The organism is Sinobaca qinghaiensis (assembly GCF_003610495.1).
Classification (GTDB): Bacteria; Bacillota; Bacilli; order Bacillales; family Marinococcaceae; genus Sinobaca; species Sinobaca qinghaiensis.
The window spans coordinates 316846-332971 of the sequence record NZ_RAPK01000006.1 but is presented as its reverse complement, the minus strand read 5'-3'; the positions used below and the strand labels follow the sequence as shown (position 1 = coordinate 332971).

The 16126-nt window shown below is 48.8% G+C and carries 16 protein-coding genes; 2 read left to right on the top strand and 14 right to left on the bottom strand.

What is annotated here, in order from left to right; genetic code table 11:
* Positions 1-253 precede the first annotated feature (253 nt).
* From ATL39_RS01985 to ATL39_RS01920, 14 genes are all read right to left on the bottom strand, one after another.
* Positions 254-1108 (bottom strand): alpha/beta hydrolase, encoded by an 855-nt coding sequence (locus ATL39_RS01985; protein ID WP_120191610.1) that lies wholly within the window; start codon positions 1106-1108, stop codon positions 254-256.
* 84 nt (positions 1109-1192) lie between these two features.
* Positions 1193-1417: a hypothetical protein gene (locus ATL39_RS01980; protein ID WP_120191609.1), complete on the bottom strand. Its 225-nt coding sequence runs from the start codon at positions 1415-1417 to the stop codon at positions 1193-1195.
* A 270-nt stretch (positions 1418-1687) separates the two neighbouring features.
* Positions 1688-2956: an aspartate aminotransferase type Ic gene (locus ATL39_RS01975; RefSeq protein ID WP_120191608.1), complete on the bottom strand. Its 1269-nt coding sequence runs from the start codon at positions 2954-2956 to the stop codon at positions 1688-1690.
* 134 nt (positions 2957-3090) lie between these two features.
* Complete coding sequence (locus ATL39_RS01970) at positions 3091-3435, bottom strand: bh protein (protein WP_120191607.1); 345 nt, start codon at positions 3433-3435, stop codon at positions 3091-3093.
* Positions 3436-3453: 18 nt separating this feature from the next.
* The gene (locus tag ATL39_RS01965; RefSeq protein ID WP_120191606.1) at positions 3454-4791 is read right to left on the bottom strand and encodes an NAD(P)H-dependent oxidoreductase; all 1338 of its coding nucleotides are present in this window, start codon (positions 4789-4791) and stop codon (positions 3454-3456) included.
* A gap of 24 nt (positions 4792-4815) precedes the next feature.
* Positions 4816-5199, bottom strand: a complete 384-nt coding sequence (locus ATL39_RS01960) for a PTS glucitol/sorbitol transporter subunit IIA (RefSeq protein WP_245960889.1) — start codon at positions 5197-5199, stop codon at positions 4816-4818.
* Between the two features lie 23 nt (positions 5200-5222).
* A complete protein-coding gene (gene srlE, locus ATL39_RS01955) occupies positions 5223-6263 on the bottom strand; it encodes a PTS glucitol/sorbitol transporter subunit IIB (protein ID WP_120191605.1) in 1041 nt (346 codons plus the stop codon).
* Positions 6264-6278: 15 nt separating this feature from the next.
* A complete protein-coding gene (gene srlA, locus ATL39_RS01950) occupies positions 6279-6830 on the bottom strand; it encodes a PTS glucitol/sorbitol transporter subunit IIC (protein WP_120191604.1) in 552 nt (183 codons plus the stop codon).
* Positions 6818-7219 carry a transcriptional regulator GutM gene (locus ATL39_RS01945; protein WP_120191603.1) on the bottom strand — a complete coding sequence of 134 codons (402 nt, stop codon included), beginning with the start codon at positions 7217-7219 and terminating at the stop codon, positions 6818-6820. The genes srlA and ATL39_RS01945 overlap by 13 nt, the downstream gene beginning before the upstream one ends.
* A 130-nt stretch (positions 7220-7349) precedes the next feature.
* Complete coding sequence (locus ATL39_RS01940; protein WP_120191602.1) at positions 7350-8294, bottom strand: sugar-binding transcriptional regulator; 945 nt, start codon at positions 8292-8294, stop codon at positions 7350-7352.
* Between the two features lie 104 nt (positions 8295-8398).
* On the bottom strand, positions 8399-9760 hold the full coding sequence (lpdA, locus tag ATL39_RS01935) for a dihydrolipoyl dehydrogenase (RefSeq protein ID WP_120191601.1): 1362 nt from the start codon (positions 9758-9760) through the stop codon (positions 8399-8401).
* A 12-nt stretch (positions 9761-9772) separates the two neighbouring features.
* Positions 9773-11089: a dihydrolipoamide acetyltransferase family protein gene (locus ATL39_RS01930; protein ID WP_120191600.1), complete on the bottom strand. Its 1317-nt coding sequence runs from the start codon at positions 11087-11089 to the stop codon at positions 9773-9775.
* A gap of 13 nt (positions 11090-11102) precedes the next feature.
* Positions 11103-12086, bottom strand: coding sequence for an alpha-ketoacid dehydrogenase subunit beta (locus tag ATL39_RS01925; protein WP_120191599.1), 984 nt, complete (start codon positions 12084-12086; stop codon positions 11103-11105).
* Positions 12087-12104: 18 nt separating this feature from the next.
* Positions 12105-13082 carry a thiamine pyrophosphate-dependent dehydrogenase E1 component subunit alpha gene (locus ATL39_RS01920; protein WP_120191598.1) on the bottom strand — a complete coding sequence of 326 codons (978 nt, stop codon included), beginning with the start codon at positions 13080-13082 and terminating at the stop codon, positions 12105-12107.
* A gap of 215 nt (positions 13083-13297) precedes the next feature.
* Between ATL39_RS01920 and ATL39_RS01915 the strand changes: the two genes are divergently transcribed.
* Together ATL39_RS01915 and ATL39_RS01910 are read left to right on the top strand one after the other, a co-directional pair.
* On the top strand, positions 13298-14941 hold the full coding sequence (locus ATL39_RS01915; RefSeq protein WP_120191597.1) for a glycerol-3-phosphate dehydrogenase/oxidase: 1644 nt from the start codon (positions 13298-13300) through the stop codon (positions 14939-14941).
* A complete protein-coding gene (locus tag ATL39_RS01910; protein WP_120191596.1) occupies positions 14938-15990 on the top strand; it encodes an alcohol dehydrogenase catalytic domain-containing protein in 1053 nt (350 codons plus the stop codon). The genes ATL39_RS01915 and ATL39_RS01910 overlap by 4 nt, the downstream gene beginning before the upstream one ends.
* The last annotated feature ends 136 nt before the right edge of the window (positions 15991-16126 follow it).

The following is a 16126-nucleotide window of genomic DNA, read 5'->3' as shown; positions in this document are numbered from 1 at the left end:
TGCGGAAAGCGCCCCTTGTACAGGTTTATGTATGCACATACGTATTTTTTCAACAGCCGGAAAAGAACAACTTCTCACAGGAGAGGTTGTTCTTTTCTACATGGAAAGCAGTATAAGTCGTTATCTATATAAACTCCATTTAAAAATCCATCCATACAATAGACGATCCGACCGCATAAACAGCAGTTCCCAACCGGTTCCTGCATCCGGCTTCCCCCTCCTTATATCTTTATCTGCATGAAATGCGCAGACACTATTTCAAAAAACGAAGCAGAAGATGAAAAACGACAGCTCGGATGTGACTGTGTTCATTTAAAAGCGCATGACTTCCGTTTTCAATAAATATCTTTTCCGCCTGCGGGAACAGCCGGTGATAAGCCTGCATGTTAAACGTCCAGTCAATGGTCTCATCATTGTTACCCTGCAGAATCTGCACATTTCTGCCCGGCAGAGGAGAAAGACTTCTCATATAACGCTCCCATTGAACTAAAGCCCGGGCCCACGTGAACGAAATCGCGGCTCCCTGGAGCGGATCCCGCTTCAGTTCTTCCATAAACCCCGGAAACCCTACATGCATCCTAAACCGGCGCGGGTGCGTCTGCTTAAAAGGGCCCAGAACGAAAGCGCCGGCCCGGCTCGGCCACCAGGGACTCGAACGAAGCAGCGGAGCTACCAGCGCTGCTTTCTGCAGTTTCTGCCCGCCGTTCAGCATATACTCAGCGAGCAGCCCGCCTCCCGTACTATGGCCGATCGCGTACAACGTCCCCTCTTCGATATTAATCACCCGGTTCAAAGCGATCTGGTAAACGGAAAAGGTCTCCACTTCGTGGCGCTTCCCACCTGAGAGCCCGTGGCCGGGCAGGTCAAAAAGAAGCACGCGGAAGCCCTGCTCCAGCAAATGAAAAAGCAGCAGGCGGTTCGTAGCGCTGTGGTCAAAATAACCGTGGATCACCAGCACTGTTTTTTCATAAACCTCCGGCTCGAAGCTCTGCACATATAAAGAAGGACAGGATTCGGTTTCCGGCAGCTCCTGCCATTGATGCTTCCAACGCCGGTCCTGAAGTGCATATGCCTGTAAATATTCCTGTATCCGCTGATGTGTGAGCATCTCCCGCCTCCTTTTTTCTCATTATAACAAATTCCGCCTCCGTTTTTTCCCACAAAAAAACCAGCCGAAGGCCGGCAAAATGCTTTATTCTGTTTTCGATTCGGTTACGCTCTGTATAAATCCCGGAATGAAAGAGCCGCAGCAGTATGAACATTTTTCGTAGTCTTTTGTATTCACCAGCATATCTACTGTACTTTGAGTGCTCACGTGCTCTTTATCATTGTCTTCAATCTGCGACAGTCCACAGTAGTCTCCTGCGAAACGACCGTTATGAATCATTTTGTTCTTGTGATCAATCATATAGTTCATCTTATATGTGCCTCCTTCTCTATTCCTTGAAAAAGCGGTAAAACCCGGCTGCCTGAAGCCAAACCGTGTTCTTTTTTGCACAAAGACGAAAAAAAGCCAGAAAACGAGTAGGTTCTACTCGTTTTCCGGCTTATAAAATAGCGCTTTAGTCTATTTATTGCTGCCATGTATTTAATTCAAAAAAGATGTACCGCTCATGTATATTTACTATCTTAACGCAGAGAACCTTGTAACGCAACCGCTCTTTCCGAAACAGAACAGTTCCTTTGATCAGGAGGCCCGGACGGTTTTTTTCAGGCTGGCGAGTTCAATGCAGACACAGAGAACCTCAATTGCTTTGCGGAGCTCCGCTTCTGAAGGAAACGTCGGGGCAATACGGATATTCTGGTCCTTCGGGTCGTTATTGTAGGGGAACGTCGCGCCTGCGCCCGTTAATGTAACGCCAAGTTCCGAGGCCATACCTACTACTTCCTTTGCGCATCCTTCCGGGGTGTCCAGGCTGATGAAATAGCCTCCATCCGGACGGTCCCAGGAAGCGATGTCTTTGCCGCCGAGCTGCTGATCGAGGATTTCAATCACGGCACGGAACTTCGGTTCAATAATCTCCGCGTGCTTTTTCATATGGGCCTTCAAACCATCCACGTTTTTAAAGAATTCCACATGACGCTTTTGATTGAGCTTGTCCGGTCCTATTGTCTGGAAAGAAATATTCTTCCGGTACGTATCCAGATTTTCCTGACTGGCAGCAAGCATCGCAACGCCTGATCCCGGGAACGTCACTTTGGACGTGGAGCTGAACATCAGCACCCGGTTCGGGCTGCCCTGCTTTTTGCATTCTTCCAGCAGGTTTTTGATTTCTTTAGGTTCGTCGGTTAAATGATGAATGGCATAGGCATTATCCCAGAAAATCCGGAAATCCGCGGCTTTTGTTTCCATGGAAGCCAGACGCTCTACGACTTCATCAGAATAAACAATACCGGTAGGATTGCTGTATTTCGGCACGCACCAGATTCCTTTCACCGACTCATCTACACGAACCAGCTTCTCCACCTGGTCCATATCCGGACCGTCTTCTTTCATATCCACGATAATCATTTCAATATTAAAAAGTTCGCAGATAGCGAAATGGCGGTCGTATCCAGGGCTGGGACAGAGAAATTTCACTTTATCCTGCTTCGCCCACGGCATTTCTCCTCCCGCCACGCCGTGCATCATTGCCTGCGCAATCGAATCATGCATCATAGACAGGCTGGAGTTGCCGCCGATGACGATTTCATCTGTATCTACATCCAGAATTTTCGAGAAAAGCTCCTTGGCTTCCGGAAGACCGTCAAGTCCGCCGTAATTGCGGAGATCAGTGCCATCAGTGCTTTTCAGGCTGTCTTTTGACGTAAGAACATCCATCATGCCGTTGGAAAGATCCATCTGCTCCGGGCACGGCTTTCCCCGGGCCATATTTAAATTCAGATTCTGGCTTTTATACTGTTCATAGCTTTTCTGAAGCGATTCGAGGCGCTCCTCGTTTTTATGCATACTCATGCGTTATCGTCTCCTTCTGCTTGTTTTCACTATTTTATTATATACCTATCCGGGCCTGTATGTGAATGGCGTTCCTTTTTTCCACAAAAGAAAAAGCCTTCTTTTCTATAGAAGAAAAAAGGCTCCCCATTTTATTAATGCCGGGGATGCTTCTCCCGGTGTTCTTTTAAAATCTGGTGCGTCTGGTTCATATCTTTAATTAAACGGTATGGTTTGCTGACGATGCGGAATGGAAACCCCGTAATGAAGTGATTTAAATCCTGCTTGTATTCTTCCGTGATCCGATGAGGCTTTGAAGACACACGCTCATAAATTTCTTCATAAAATTCCTTCATCATATCCCGGTTAATTTGAATGTTTCGGTCACAGACTTCACACGTTATCGTAGAAATTTCGTTATTTACATATTCGATGCGGTGTGGCACTTCTTCCTTGCAGCTTTCACAAAATAGATCACCAATCATAATATTCTTTTTCATGACGATCCCCTCTTTATTTTATACTACCGGTGCTTCTTTTATTATACCACTATCCTCTGCAGAAACCGTGCCGAACGTATTCTGCAGTTCACGCAGCTTCCAGATTGTCGTGTCCCTTTCATGGATAATGTCACTCATACGGATAATTTCTCCTTTTTTGACCGCTTTTCTCATTTTTATGTGACGATCCACCAATCCGATCGGGAGGGCTTCCATAGCGTCGGAATCTTCTGCTGTCAATATCGTGCCGTACACTGTAAATCCTCCGATAGAATCCAGGTAATCCCCCTCCGCCAGATCTTTTTTCGCCACGGTTGCCGTCTCAGCGATCCGTCCTTTGTAAGGAGCAATCGTTGGTACGTGATCCAGATAGGCTTTCGCGATGGAAAGCGGCGTTTCCAGACTTGTCAGGTGATATGGGCGGTAAAGCACGTAATTTGGGCCGTCCCCCATTTTCAGATAGGTGAGCTCTGCGTTTACTTCCTCCTGTTCGGAGCGGATAATCGCAAATACCCCCGGCGCAATGCCATTAATGTATTCGACTACTTTTTCCTTCGATACTTTTCCACCGTTTTCTTTTGTTTCAAAAAAAGCCGGGAGATCTTTCACTTCTCCTTTAAGGCCGTGCATGCCGGGCTTATCGGGAAGAAAACCGGTGGCGTTGGCTACCGCGTTCATTTCTACCATCGTTTTTGTGCCATCCTGGAACGAAGCAAGCATTTTCGGACTCGACTTCTTCTCTGCGGCTTCCTGGGCCGCCGTATCCGGATTTGCTTCCACGTTCAGCGGATTGTTCTTGCCTTTGCCAAGAGCGACCGTTTCAAAGCCGAGCGCTTCGGAAAAATCAAACAGCTCCATGATCGCGCCGGGCTCGTCTCCCGCCGAGCCTGTATATACTACGCCTGCAGCATCGGCCATCTGTTTTAAAATAGGCCCTACCGTAATATCTGCTTCTACGTTCAGCATAACGATATGCTTTTTGTTCGTAATCGATTTCCAGGCAATCTCCGCACCTACATTTGGAACGCCCGTGGCATCCACTACGACATCCACGTCTGCCAGGCCGCTTACAAGCGAAGCATCCGCTGTTGCTACGACAAACCCGGAGCGGACTGCTTCTGCTGCTTTGCTTTTGTTATCCGTTACGACCAGATCTGCTTTTTTAATGCCGGCATTTTCATAGGCCTTCACTACGTTTTCCACAGCGATATCAGCAGTGATTACGACTTTCATGCCTTTCATTTTCTCAATTTGGGCAATCATTCCCCGTCCCATCTGGCCGGCACCGACTAATCCCACGCGAATCGATTTTCCCTGTTTTTCCAGTTCGATCAGCTTTCTATTCGTTCCGAGCATTGCTGTCCACTCCTTATTTTCTATTTATTTTTTTCGAAATGTAATGATCATTCCGGGCTCAATAACAGGGATTTCTTTATCTTCCAGGCAGATGGTCCCCGGCTGGTCAGCCGAAGCGGAACCGTTGAAATGAAATGTCGCATGGCCGAGATCCGTCATCGTTTCGTTGGCTTTGTCCCCTACAAATAGAAGGGTAAAAGAAGTATCACCGATAAGCATTTCATCGCCTTCTTCAATCGGCGCAGCGAGTGTTCCCCCGTCGTGCACAATCGCAATATCTTTTAAATCCTGGGGAACCGTATTGTTAAAGAGAATGACCATCTTCTCTTCCCACATCAGATCCGCTTCTTCTCCTACATATTCTACTTTTGCTTTAAAGTACTCAGACATCGTAACCGTCTCCTTCATTTAATTTCCTCCCCTATTTTCGATTAATACATTCCAATACTGAAGAAATAGGCAATTACTACAGCAATCGGGCCGGTGATCAGGCGGGAAAACAGCACAGCCGGTACGCCGACTTCTATGGTTTCGGTTTCGGCTTCGCCGAGCGTTAAGCCTACAGGAACGAAGTCTGTTCCAACCTGGGGATTAATGGCAAATAATGCAGGCAGCGCCATTTCCGGCGGGATGTTGCCGCGTCCGATTTCCACGCCGATCAGCACACCTACTACCTGGGCAATAACGGCCCCCGGCGCAAGCATTGGGGAAATAAGCGGAATCGAGCACAGGAGCGACAGGATCAGCATACCCGTCAGGCTGCTTGCCAGAGGGGTTACAAAGTTTGCGATCAGGTCGCCGATTCCTGTAAATGTGATAATTCCAATTAACGTACTGACAAAAGCCATAAAAGGAAGAATATTTTTGATAACGGTATCGATCGTATCGCGGCCGGCCTGATAAAAAATACTGATGATATTTCCCATCGCGCCGCCGAGCTTTTGAATCATGGAGTTGACTTTGTTCTTTTTGCGCGGATGATCAACAGCTGCCTTCTGCTTGGCGTCTTCTTTTACTTTCTGGGCAACGTCTTTATTAAGAAGCGATTCTTTCTGCTCTATTTTTTCGTTGTCTGCTTCTATTGCGTCTTCTTCAGAGCCGTCCAGATCAGAAATATTTTTTACCCCGACCCCTGAAACGAAGTTGTCTTCGTTAATAAATTTCATCAGCGGGCCGGAAGGTGAATTCCCATATGTGTTAACGGTTTTTACCCCCATTCTCGGGTAAACGCCGCTTCGGGCCGTACCGCCGCAGTCAATAACGGCGCAGGCAATTTCTTCTTTCGGAACGGAAGTGGCGAAGCTGTCCACCGGTGTCGCGCCGGTTCTATCTGCTATCTCCTGGGCTACGGGATGAATGCCGCCGCCGGTAACAGAAATAACGTATTTCTTTTCATCCGACGGACGAATAATCAAGCCCTTGCCCCATCCTGTCGGCCCTTTGGATACTTTAACTGCTTTATACTCTGCCATGATTTTTCCCTCCGCTTATGAAGAGGCGGCTTGTGCTTCTGCCGCTTCCCGCTCTTTGTTTTTGAACATTCTGTTTGAAATAAGCTCCGTTACAATGCCGCGAAGCAGCATTACAATGATCCCAACAATGAAAAAACGAATCGCGAGCGGCCCGAGCGACAATCCAAGCTGCGTAATTCCGGCAGCAATTCCAGTGTAAACAAATAGTTCCGCCGGATTGGCGTGCGGGAAAAGCCCGGTAATAGGGTGAACGAAGGAAACAGAAGCGTCATAGAAAGCCGGCTTCTGGCGCTCCGGCAGGAACCGTCCGAATGTGTAGCACATCGGGTTGGTTAGAAAGAAAACGGCCATGAGCGGGAAGATCGTATAGCGCAGGATAATGTTCTTCGTACATTTCTGTGCGAAAGCGAACACCCTCTCTTCCCCGATAAACTTGATGAGTGCGTTAACAGCGGTAATTAAACAGATTAAAAGCGGAATAATGCCTGTAACGAGTCCGACAAACGTATCCCCGCCGGCCTGAAACATGCCGATAAAGCCTTCTGCTACTGCGATTAAGAAATCCATACTCTCTCCTCCTTGTCTCTGCTTGCCTTTTCTTTAATAATTAGTTCGAGCGCATTCTGTACGGCAAAGCGCTCTTTCTCTTTTCCACCCTGGTAAAAGCGGCATTCCTCCAAAGACAACCCTTTCCATTCAGGCTTTTCCTTGAATTTCGCAAAAATGGTCAGCCCTCTCATCACGTGGGCTTCTTTGATAAATCCTTCTGTGTCGCTTATTAAAATAGCTACCGCTCCAAAGCCAAAGCGCTTTTTGTAATAGCCGGTGCCAAGAAACCCTGTCTTTTTGCTGCTGAGCATATTCACCTTCGCCTTGTACTGCTTCACCTGCCATTGCGTCATTAAAAACTGCAGCGTCCACATGCCGGCAAAAATGAAAATAAAAGTTCCCCACATACTGCCACCTCATTTACATTTGTAATGGTTAGTTACGTTTGTAAATATAATAAAGCGCTTTCAATTTTAAGTCAACCCTTTTTGGAAAATTAAAAAAATTATCTTTATGCCGCAGGCACGGGCCACCGCATTATTCTTCTGCAAGCGCCTGTGCCATGCTGTCGTCAGTAATCAATACATCAATATAACCGCCTGTTAAAGCGGCATGCACACTGTTTATTTTATGGGCACCTTCTACAATTGCGACCACTTCAGGAATCTGGTTGATTTCTTCCAAATTCAGACCGATAACGCGGTCATTTAATGGATGATCAATTTTATGGCCGAGCGAATCAAAAAAGCTGGAATTAATATCGCCTACTGCCTGTGATTTTTTTAAGGAGGCAATGTCATTTTCGTGAATGTAGCCCATTTTCTCCATCGTCGACTGTACGACGGGATTGCCAATTCCAACGACCGCTATATCGACGTTCCTTCCCTCTTCCAATACTTCCGCTATGTCTTTGGAGGCAGTGAGCCGGTTCTTTAAGTCATCGGACTCCACCATGGCAGGAGCATATAAGTAGGAACAGCTCGTGTTAAGCTTCTGGGCAAAATGAAAGCTCAGCTGATTGGAGTGCAGATGCACAAAATTATTACCCATTCCTCCAATAAGCGGCACCACATGCACCTGCTCTTTGCGCTCATACGGATATTCCGTTATCAGTGCGTGAACGGATGCCCCCCAGGAGATACCGATTTTTTTGTTTCCTGTTAAACGTTTCGATAAGTAGGAAGCGCCGGCTTTGCCGAGCTGGCGCAGTACCATTTCCGGGGTATACCCAGCGCCGGCTGTAACAATAACTTCTTTCAGCCCGTATTTTTTTTCAAGCTTCTGTTCGAGCTCTACTGTCTGTACGGTTTTATCTTTAATATATACTTCTACAATACCTTCTTCTTTCGCCCGGTTTAAAAGCTTTGATATCACAGGTCTTGATACACCGTTTTTCTTGGCAATCTGAGCCTGTGTCCACCCCTCTGCATAGTAGAGCTTCGCCGCTTTCACGATCATTCTGCGTTCTTCCCAGTTCAGCATCTTTCTCTTCCTTTTTCTATTAGACATAATAAACTTTTTCCCAGTATATCATTAGTCCGGTCTGCCTGGTTACATATGTTCTAATAAAAAACAAAAATAAACTTTTATAGTTTATTCAGAAGAGAAACTGCTGTATCATGCAGACTTTCCGAAAGCGTCGGATGAGGGTGAACCATCGCCTTCCACTCTTCGAGCGTACCTTCGAGCTGCATAAAAGCTTCCGGTTCGGCTATCATTTCCGTTACGTGCGGGCCTACCAGTACAGCTCCCAGAATTTCCCCGTATTTTTCATCAGAAAAAAGCTTCATAAATCCTTTTGTATTGCCTGCGGTGAGCGATTTTCCATTTATACGGAGCGGTGTTCTGCTCGTTTTGTAGGCACGTCCTTCTTTTAACAGCTCTGCTTCGCTGAAGCCGACGGAGGCAACTTCCGGATACGTGTAAATGCATCGTGGAATCAGCTGCATATTAATATTCGGCGTTCTGCCGGAGGCGTGTTCGGCTGCAATAGTCCCTTCTGCGCTCGCAGCATGGGCCAGCTGCCACCCTCCCGCGAGATCCCCTATTGCGTAGATATCCGGATGGCTTGTCTGCATAGCTTTATTGGTTCTAACATATGGCCCGTCCTTTTCCAGATCCAATTCCTTCAGTGCCTGCAGATTGGCACGCCTTCCCGTGGAAATCAGCAGCACATCCGCTTCCAGAACAGAGCGGCTGCCATCTTTATTAATGACTGTATTAGTGCCGTCTTTTATTTCCTCTACTGCGGTATTCGTAAGGATCGTTACGTTTTGATCAAGCAGGGTCCGCTTCAGTTCATCGCCGGCATCGCTGTCTTCAAGCGGAATAATCCGGTCGGCCATTTCTACAAGCGTGACCTCGACACCAAATGCGGCATAAATACTGGCAAACTCCACGCCAATATAGCCGGCCCCGATAATCGTCAAACGCTCCGGCATGCGGTCCATATCAAAAATAGTATCGCTTGTATGATAAGAGGCCTGCTCTATACCTTTAATCGGAGGCACGGCAGGCGTTGAGCCCATCGCAGCAATAATTTTCTTCCCCTGAATGACGGTTTTCGTGCCGGCACTCTCCACGCTGACGGTTAAATCCGGATGAATCGTGCCCCAGCCTGCCATTACATCAATTTTCCCGGCTTTCATTAAAGACGCCACGCCCCCGCGCAGCGTCTGAATAACATCGTTTTTCCGCTTCAGCATGGAATCATAGGAAAAGCGGATCTCTCCTGTTTCAATGCCGAATTGACCGGCGTGAAGCACTTCCCTGTATGCTTCTGCATGACGAAGATATGTCTTGGAAGGGATACATCCCCTGTTCAGGCACGTTCCGCCAAGGTCAGCCGCCTCCACCAGCGCTGTTTTCTTTCCGAGGGCAGCCGCCCGGGACGCAGCCGTGTAGCCGCCCGGGCCTCCTCCAACAATCACAATATCGTATGTCTGCATTTCTTCCGCCTCCTATATTAAAAGCTGGTATGGGGATTCCAGCTTTTCTTTCAGCTCTGTTAGAAAAGCCGCAGCCGGTGCCCCGTCAATTATTCTATGATCAAAGGAAAGGCTGAGAGACAGAACAGGCCGGACCTCCGCCGTGCCGTTTACAGCAATTACTTTATCATGCAGCCTTCCTACTCCAAGAATAGCCGCCTGAGGCTGATTAATAATTGGATTAAAATGATCGACCGCGTACATTCCCAGGTTGCTGATCGTAAAAGTGCCCTGCTTCATGTCGTCCGGCCTGGTCCGTCCTTCCCTGGCTTTCACAGCAAGCTCTTTGCTCTCCTGCACAATCAAAGACAGGCTCTTTTTCTCTACATCCCGCAGCACAGGAACCATCAGCCCAAAATCAGCCGCAACGGCTATGCCGATATGAGATTCCTGATGCCGGGTAATGCTGTTATTTTCAAACGTAGCATTTACCTGCGGATGGGAAATCAGCACTTCTCCGAGCGCTTTCACTAGAATGTCGTTGTAAGACAGGCGTTTTCCGGTTTTCTTTTCAATGACAGGAAGCAGCTCAGCCCTCATCTTCTTCAATACAGAAGCGTCTATTTCAGTATTTAATGTGACATGAGGAATTTCGCTGCTGCTCTGCTGCATCCGGTCTCCGATAAATCGGCGTGTACCTTCATAGGCGGTTGAAATCGTTTCCGCTGCCGGAACCTGTTCTTCAGCCGGGAGCTCTACGTCCCTGCGGTAGATTTTCCCATTCGGTCCGCTTCCTTGAACGCCGGCCAGATCTACTCCCTTATCGGCGGCTACTTTTTCTGCAAGCGGCGTAACGCGCTCTTGCTGCTGCCCGGACACTTCTACATCTTTTTTATGAATCCGTCCGTTTGGACCGCTCCCCTGTAAAGTATGAAGCGGCACTCCTGTTTCACCGGCTTTTTTTCTCGCTGCCGGCGTAGCCCGTACCTTTTTGTCAGAAGACACTTCTGTTTCTGAAGACGAAGTGTTTTCAATGACGGCTTCTTTTTCTTCCGCTTTTTCTACTGCAGGATCCTCCGGTGTTTCTCCGGGCTGATCGGGAACTTCCTCCCCCTCTTTTCCAATGTAGCCAACAATACCGTTCACCGGGACTTCTTCATCCACTCCATAGTATCTTTTGAGCAGAATACCTTCTTCATAGGCTTCCACTTCTATATTTATCTTATCAGTCATGATTTCAAAAACCGGATCTCCTACGTCCACCTGATCTCCTTCTTCTTTAAACCACTGCAGCAGGGTACCCGTTTCCATCGTGCTGCTTAATTTCGGCATGAAAATTTCCTTCGCCATGGTATTCCCTCCTTTACGCTCCGCGCATGGTTTCTTCCACCGCTTTAATAATATCCTCCACCTGTGGAATCATCGCTTTTTCCAGCACGGGATTATAAGGAACCGGAATCGGGAGGGCTCCCAGGCGCCGGATCGGGGCATCCAGATAGTCGAATGCTTCGCTTTCTGCAATCACTCCGGCAATTTCACCGCCGAAGCCTCCCCGTTTTACTGCTTCGTGGACAATAATCACCCGTCCGGTTTTTGATACGGAAGCAATAATTGTTTCTTCGTCAAGCGGCACGAGCGTCCTTGGATCCACGACTTCCACACTTATGCCGCGTTTTTCGAGCTCCTCTGCTGCTTCGAGTGCCTTGTGCACCATAATGGCGGTCGCGATAATCGTAACGTCCGTTCCTTCTTTTTTTACGTCTGCTTTTCCAAGCGGAATCGTATACTCTTCTTCCGGCACGTCCGATTTTGATTTGTACAGTACCTTATGCTCGTAGAAAATAACCGGGTTCGGATCCTCCATTGCCGCTTTTAAAAGGCCTTTGGCGTCATAGGCAGTGGAGGGCTGTACTACTTTCAGTCCCGGAATATGGGCTACCCAGGCTTCGAGGCTCTGGGAATGCTGGGCCGCCGCACCCGTGCCGGAGCCGGAAGGGGTCCGTACGACCATAGGCACATGGCCTTTCCCGCCATACATGTAGCGCACTTTGGCCGCCTGGTTTACGAGCTGATCCATCGCAATCGTAATAAAGTCAGAAAACTGCAGCTCCAGTACGGGCTTCATGCCGGTCAGCGCGGCACCTACCGCAGCACCGGTAATCGCCGCCTCTGAAATCGGCGTGTTGCGGATCCGTTCGGGACCGAATTCTTCAATCATTCCTCTCGTAACGCCGAAAGCTCCGCCGTATACACCTATATCTTCTCCAAGCACAAATACGTCACTGTCTTCACGCATGCGCTGGCTCAGTCCTTCTCTCACCGCTTCTGCATATGTTATCTCTCTCACGACACACCCTCCTTATAATTACGCGTACACGTCTTCTAAAATGGTATCCATGGATGGTTCTTCGCTGTTTTCTGCGAATTCAACCGCCCGGTTAATTTCGTCCAGTGCAGACTGCCTGATCGTTTCTGCTTCTTCTTTTGTAATCCGGCCTTCCTCAAGCAGCCATTCTTCAAAGCGCTTAATTGGATCTTTATTGGTCCGCCAGTCTTTTTCTTCTTCCCGCGTGCGGTATTTTTTGGCGTCACTCTTGGAGTGGCCTTTCCAGCGGTAGGTTTTTGCTTCAATTAATACCGGACCGCTTCCGGATCTGGCCTGCATGACGGCTTCTTCCATCACATCAGCCATTTCCAGCAGGTTGTTGCCGTCCACGACTCTGCCGGGAATGCCGTAGGAAGCACCACGGTCAGCGATGTCTTCGATATTAACCATGTCCTTTACCGGGCCGGACATGCCGTACTGGTTGTTTTCACAGACAAACACAACCGGCAGCTTCCAGATGGAGGCCAGGTTCAGCGACTCGTGAAAGCTGCCTTCATTGGTTGCACCATCCCCGAAAAAGCATACGGCGACCTTGCCCTGCTTTTTCATCTGCGAGGTCAGCGCGGCGCCTACCGCCAGAGGAATGCCGCCTCCAACAATGCCGTTTGCCCCGAGATTTCCTTTATCCACATCCGCAATGTGCATCGATCCGCCTTTGCCCTTGCAGTAACCGGTCACCCGTCCGAACAGCTCGGCCATCATCCGGTCCGGCTCTGCGCCTTTGGCAATACAGTGGCCGTGGCCGCGGTGCGTGCTCGTAATCATGTCGTCGTCTTTTAATGGAGCGCAGGCGCCGACTGCCGACGCTTCCTGCCCGACACAAAGGTGCGTGGTCCCATGAATCATACCTTTGGCAAAAAATTCATCTACCTTTTCATCAAAAAAACGAATCAAATGCATCTGCCTAAGCCAGTCTTTTACTACCTCGTCCGACTGTCTGCCTGCCCAATCCGTCATATAAACCCTCTCCTTTTTACAATTGTTCTATATTGTGACGTTTGTAAATATCGTAAGGAGATTTTCTCTTTTTGTCAACAAAAACTTCTTTTATTTTGTTAAATCAACAGATAATAAATATGAATTATATTGACGAAAAAATGAAAGCGCTATATTATTAGCGTAAACTTTGTTTCATATGAATAGTTAATGAACAAATGTAAAAGGAGGCAATTATGACACCATCTGATTTTTCTGCACGCAGCCGCCAGTCCCTTTTAGAAAAAATGGCCGCACGGCCGCTCGATATTCTAATCATCGGAGGCGGTATTACAGGAAGCGGGATTGCGCTTGATGCAGCTTCGCGCGGCATGCGCACCGGGCTGATCGAAAAAAAGGATTTCGCTTCCGGAACAAGCAGCAAGTCAGGCAAGCTGATCCACGGCGGATTAAAATACCTGCAGCAGCTGGACTTTGCCGTTATCAGGGAAACCGGCAGGGAACGGGATATTGTCTACCGCAATGCCCGTCATCTGGTTCGTCCGATCCGGATGCTCTTTCCTTTAATAAAGAAGGAATCCTTCACGCTTCCAACGTTGAAGCTGGGCCTTACCGTCTATGACCAGCTGGCAGGCGTGCGCGACGAGGAACGCCACGAAGTGTTATCCCGCCGGAAGACGCTTCAAAAAGAACCGCTGCTCAATCCAGAGACAACTAAAGGAAGCGGCCGCTATGTCGAATACCGGACTGATGACAGCCGGCTGACGCTTGAAGTCGTAAAGACCGCAGCGGAACACGGGGCCCTTGCCGCAAATTACGTGACGATGGAAGAGCTAATTAAAGATGAGGCGGGAAAAGCAATCGGAGTAAAAGCTGTAGATGGGGAAACCGGACGTTCTTACCGCATATACGCTGACTTTATCGTGAACGCAGCCGGTCCTTGGGTGGATATGGTAAGAGTAAAAGATGCTCCTGTTACCGGAAAGCATATGGTCCTGGCTAAAGGCATTCATCTTGTTTTCCCCCATGATGTGCTCCCGGTGAAAGAATCGATTTATTTTCAGCACAAAGGGCGGATGATTGCCGTCATTCCAAGAGATGGCTGCACTTACGTCGGATCGACCGAATCTCTATATGAAGAAGACATCGAACATATTCTTGTAGAACAGGAGGAGGCTGAATACCTGCTGGCATGTCTGCACGCAGCATTCCCCTCCCTCTCTTTAACCATGGACAATATTATTTCAAGCTGGGCGGGGGTCCGTCCGCTGATAGGAGAAAAAGGCAGGCCGCCCTCGGAGCTGTCCCGCCACGACGACATTTTTTATTCCGATTCCGGTCTGGTTACGATTGCAGGCGGCAAGCTGACCGGCTACCGGAAAATGGCAGAACGGGTTCTTTCCTTTGTCTGCGAAAAGGGAAACCTGTTGTCTTCTCCTTCACGCACAGAGGATATCCCTTTAACCGGCGGGAGTTTCGGCAGTGATTTTCATTTCGAATCGTCCCTTCAGGAGCTGAAAGCCTCAAAAGAAGCAGCATACCTGCCCGTTCAGGCTGTGGAAGAGTACTTTTACCGCTACGGGCGGCACGCGGAAACAGTCATGCAGTTCATCCGTGAGGCAGACGGTCATTTGATGAAAGGCGAAGCCGCCTATACGATCGAACATGAGTCAGCGTGCACGCTGATGGATTTTTTTGAACGGCGCACAAGCCTGGTGCTGTTTGATCCCAATAGAGCCGCGTCTTCCCTCGAGGATGCAGCCGAAGTTTTCGCCGCACGCCTTCATTGGGATCCAGCACGAATCTCTTTAGAAATAGAAAGTGTCCGCCGGTTTATGCAGGAGTCCCTTCAGTTCAAACAGGAAGCGAGGCAGGCATGATGATGAATGCTGTGTATTTAACGGACAAAGAAACGCTCGCATACAGGCAGACAGAAGCCCCCCGCCCCGGCCCCCATGAGCTGCTGTTAAAAGTAGGCGCCGTGGGAATCTGCGGATCAGATCTGCGAATTTTTAAAAACGGCGATAAACGGGTGCAGTTCCCGCGCATTACCGGCCATGAAATAGCGGGAGAAATTGCAGCGGCCGGCAGTGAAACAACCTTATGGAAAAAAGGAGACATCGTGACGCTTGGTGCTCATATCCCCTGCGGAACATGCCGGTACTGCCTTCAGGATCTGGGACACCACTGCCGGTACGGGGAATCAATCGGCTATCAGACAGACGGCGGATTTGCAGAATATATGCTCCTGCCTAGAGCTTTTGTGGAACGGGGATCGATTCAGCGGGTGGCAGCCGGTGTTTCTTTTTCGGAAGCAAGCCTGTCCGAGCCGTTCGCCTGTGTATTAAGCGGACTGAAAAAAGTAAATGCCGCGGCCGGTCAGACTGTCGTTGTTTACGGTGCCGGGGCGATCGGATGTATGTATATCGCAGCGTTAAAGAAGATCGGGGCTGAAAAAGTAATTGCCGTGCAGCGTTCTGCCCCAAGACGTCAATTTGCGTTGGATTTTGGAGCGGACCTCTGTCTGGACCCTGCTTCAGAGAATGTGGAACAAAGAATAATGGAAGAGACGAACGGCTATGGCTGCGATACCGTTATCGTGACCGCCCCCTCTTCAGCGGTACAGCAGGAAGCGCTCACGATCGTGAAAACCCTTGGCAATGTGCTGTTCTTTGCCGGGCTTCCAAAAGGAACAGCAGGGGAGCTGAACACCAACCTTATTTTGTACAAAGAGCTGAACGTCTGCGGAACCCATGGAGCATCCAGAGCCTGTCATTTCGAAGCGGTGCAGTGGATTAACGAACGCCGGCTTCCGTTTGCACAGCTCATCACCCATACGTTCCCTCTCTCTGAAACCGAATCTGGATTTCAAGCGGCCCTCGGAAAAGACGGACTAAAATGTGTGATTACTCCTCACGGAGAGGGCTAACGAAAGGCTTATATAAAGAAAAGAAAAATAGACAACAACGCAATACAACCAGGTGTTCAATTCCATCACCAGACGTACGCTTTCGGCAGGCAATGGCTGTTCTGCCCGAGTCGACGTCTGGTTATTTCGCGCGTTC

Bases quoted from the DNA above. Each gene is read 5' to 3' on its own strand.
- ATL39_RS01985 (WP_120191610.1), bottom strand. From the start codon at position 1,108: ATGCTCACACATCAGCGGATACAGGAATATTTACAGGCATATGCACTT.
- ATL39_RS01980 (WP_120191609.1), bottom strand. From the start codon at position 1,417: ATGAACTATATGATTGATCACAAGAACAAAATGATTCATAACGGTCGT.
- ATL39_RS01975 (WP_120191608.1), bottom strand. From the start codon at position 2,956: ATGAGTATGCATAAAAACGAGGAGCGCCTCGAATCGCTTCAGAAAAGC.
- ATL39_RS01970 (WP_120191607.1), bottom strand. From the start codon at position 3,435: ATGAAAAAGAATATTATGATTGGTGATCTATTTTGTGAAAGCTGCAAG.
- ATL39_RS01965 (WP_120191606.1), bottom strand. From the start codon at position 4,791: ATGCTCGGAACGAATAGAAAGCTGATCGAACTGGAAAAACAGGGAAAA.
- ATL39_RS01960 (WP_245960889.1), bottom strand. From the start codon at position 5,199: ATGAAGGAGACGGTTACGATGTCTGAGTACTTTAAAGCAAAAGTAGAA.
- srlE (WP_120191605.1), bottom strand. From the start codon at position 6,263: ATGGCAGAGTATAAAGCAGTTAAAGTATCCAAAGGGCCGACAGGATGG.
- srlA (WP_120191604.1), bottom strand. From the start codon at position 6,830: ATGGATTTCTTAATCGCAGTAGCAGAAGGCTTTATCGGCATGTTTCAG.
- ATL39_RS01945 (WP_120191603.1), bottom strand. From the start codon at position 7,219: ATGTGGGGAACTTTTATTTTCATTTTTGCCGGCATGTGGACGCTGCAG.
- ATL39_RS01940 (WP_120191602.1), bottom strand. From the start codon at position 8,294: ATGCTGAACTGGGAAGAACGCAGAATGATCGTGAAAGCGGCGAAGCTC.
- lpdA (WP_120191601.1), bottom strand. From the start codon at position 9,760: ATGCAGACATACGATATTGTGATTGTTGGAGGAGGCCCGGGCGGCTAC.
- ATL39_RS01930 (WP_120191600.1), bottom strand. From the start codon at position 11,089: ATGGCGAAGGAAATTTTCATGCCGAAATTAAGCAGCACGATGGAAACG.
- ATL39_RS01920 (WP_120191598.1), bottom strand. From the start codon at position 13,082: ATGACGGATTGGGCAGGCAGACAGTCGGACGAGGTAGTAAAAGACTGG.
- ATL39_RS01915 (WP_120191597.1), top strand. From the start codon at position 13,298: ATGACACCATCTGATTTTTCTGCACGCAGCCGCCAGTCCCTTTTAGAA.
- ATL39_RS01910 (WP_120191596.1), top strand. From the start codon at position 14,938: ATGATGATGAATGCTGTGTATTTAACGGACAAAGAAACGCTCGCATAC.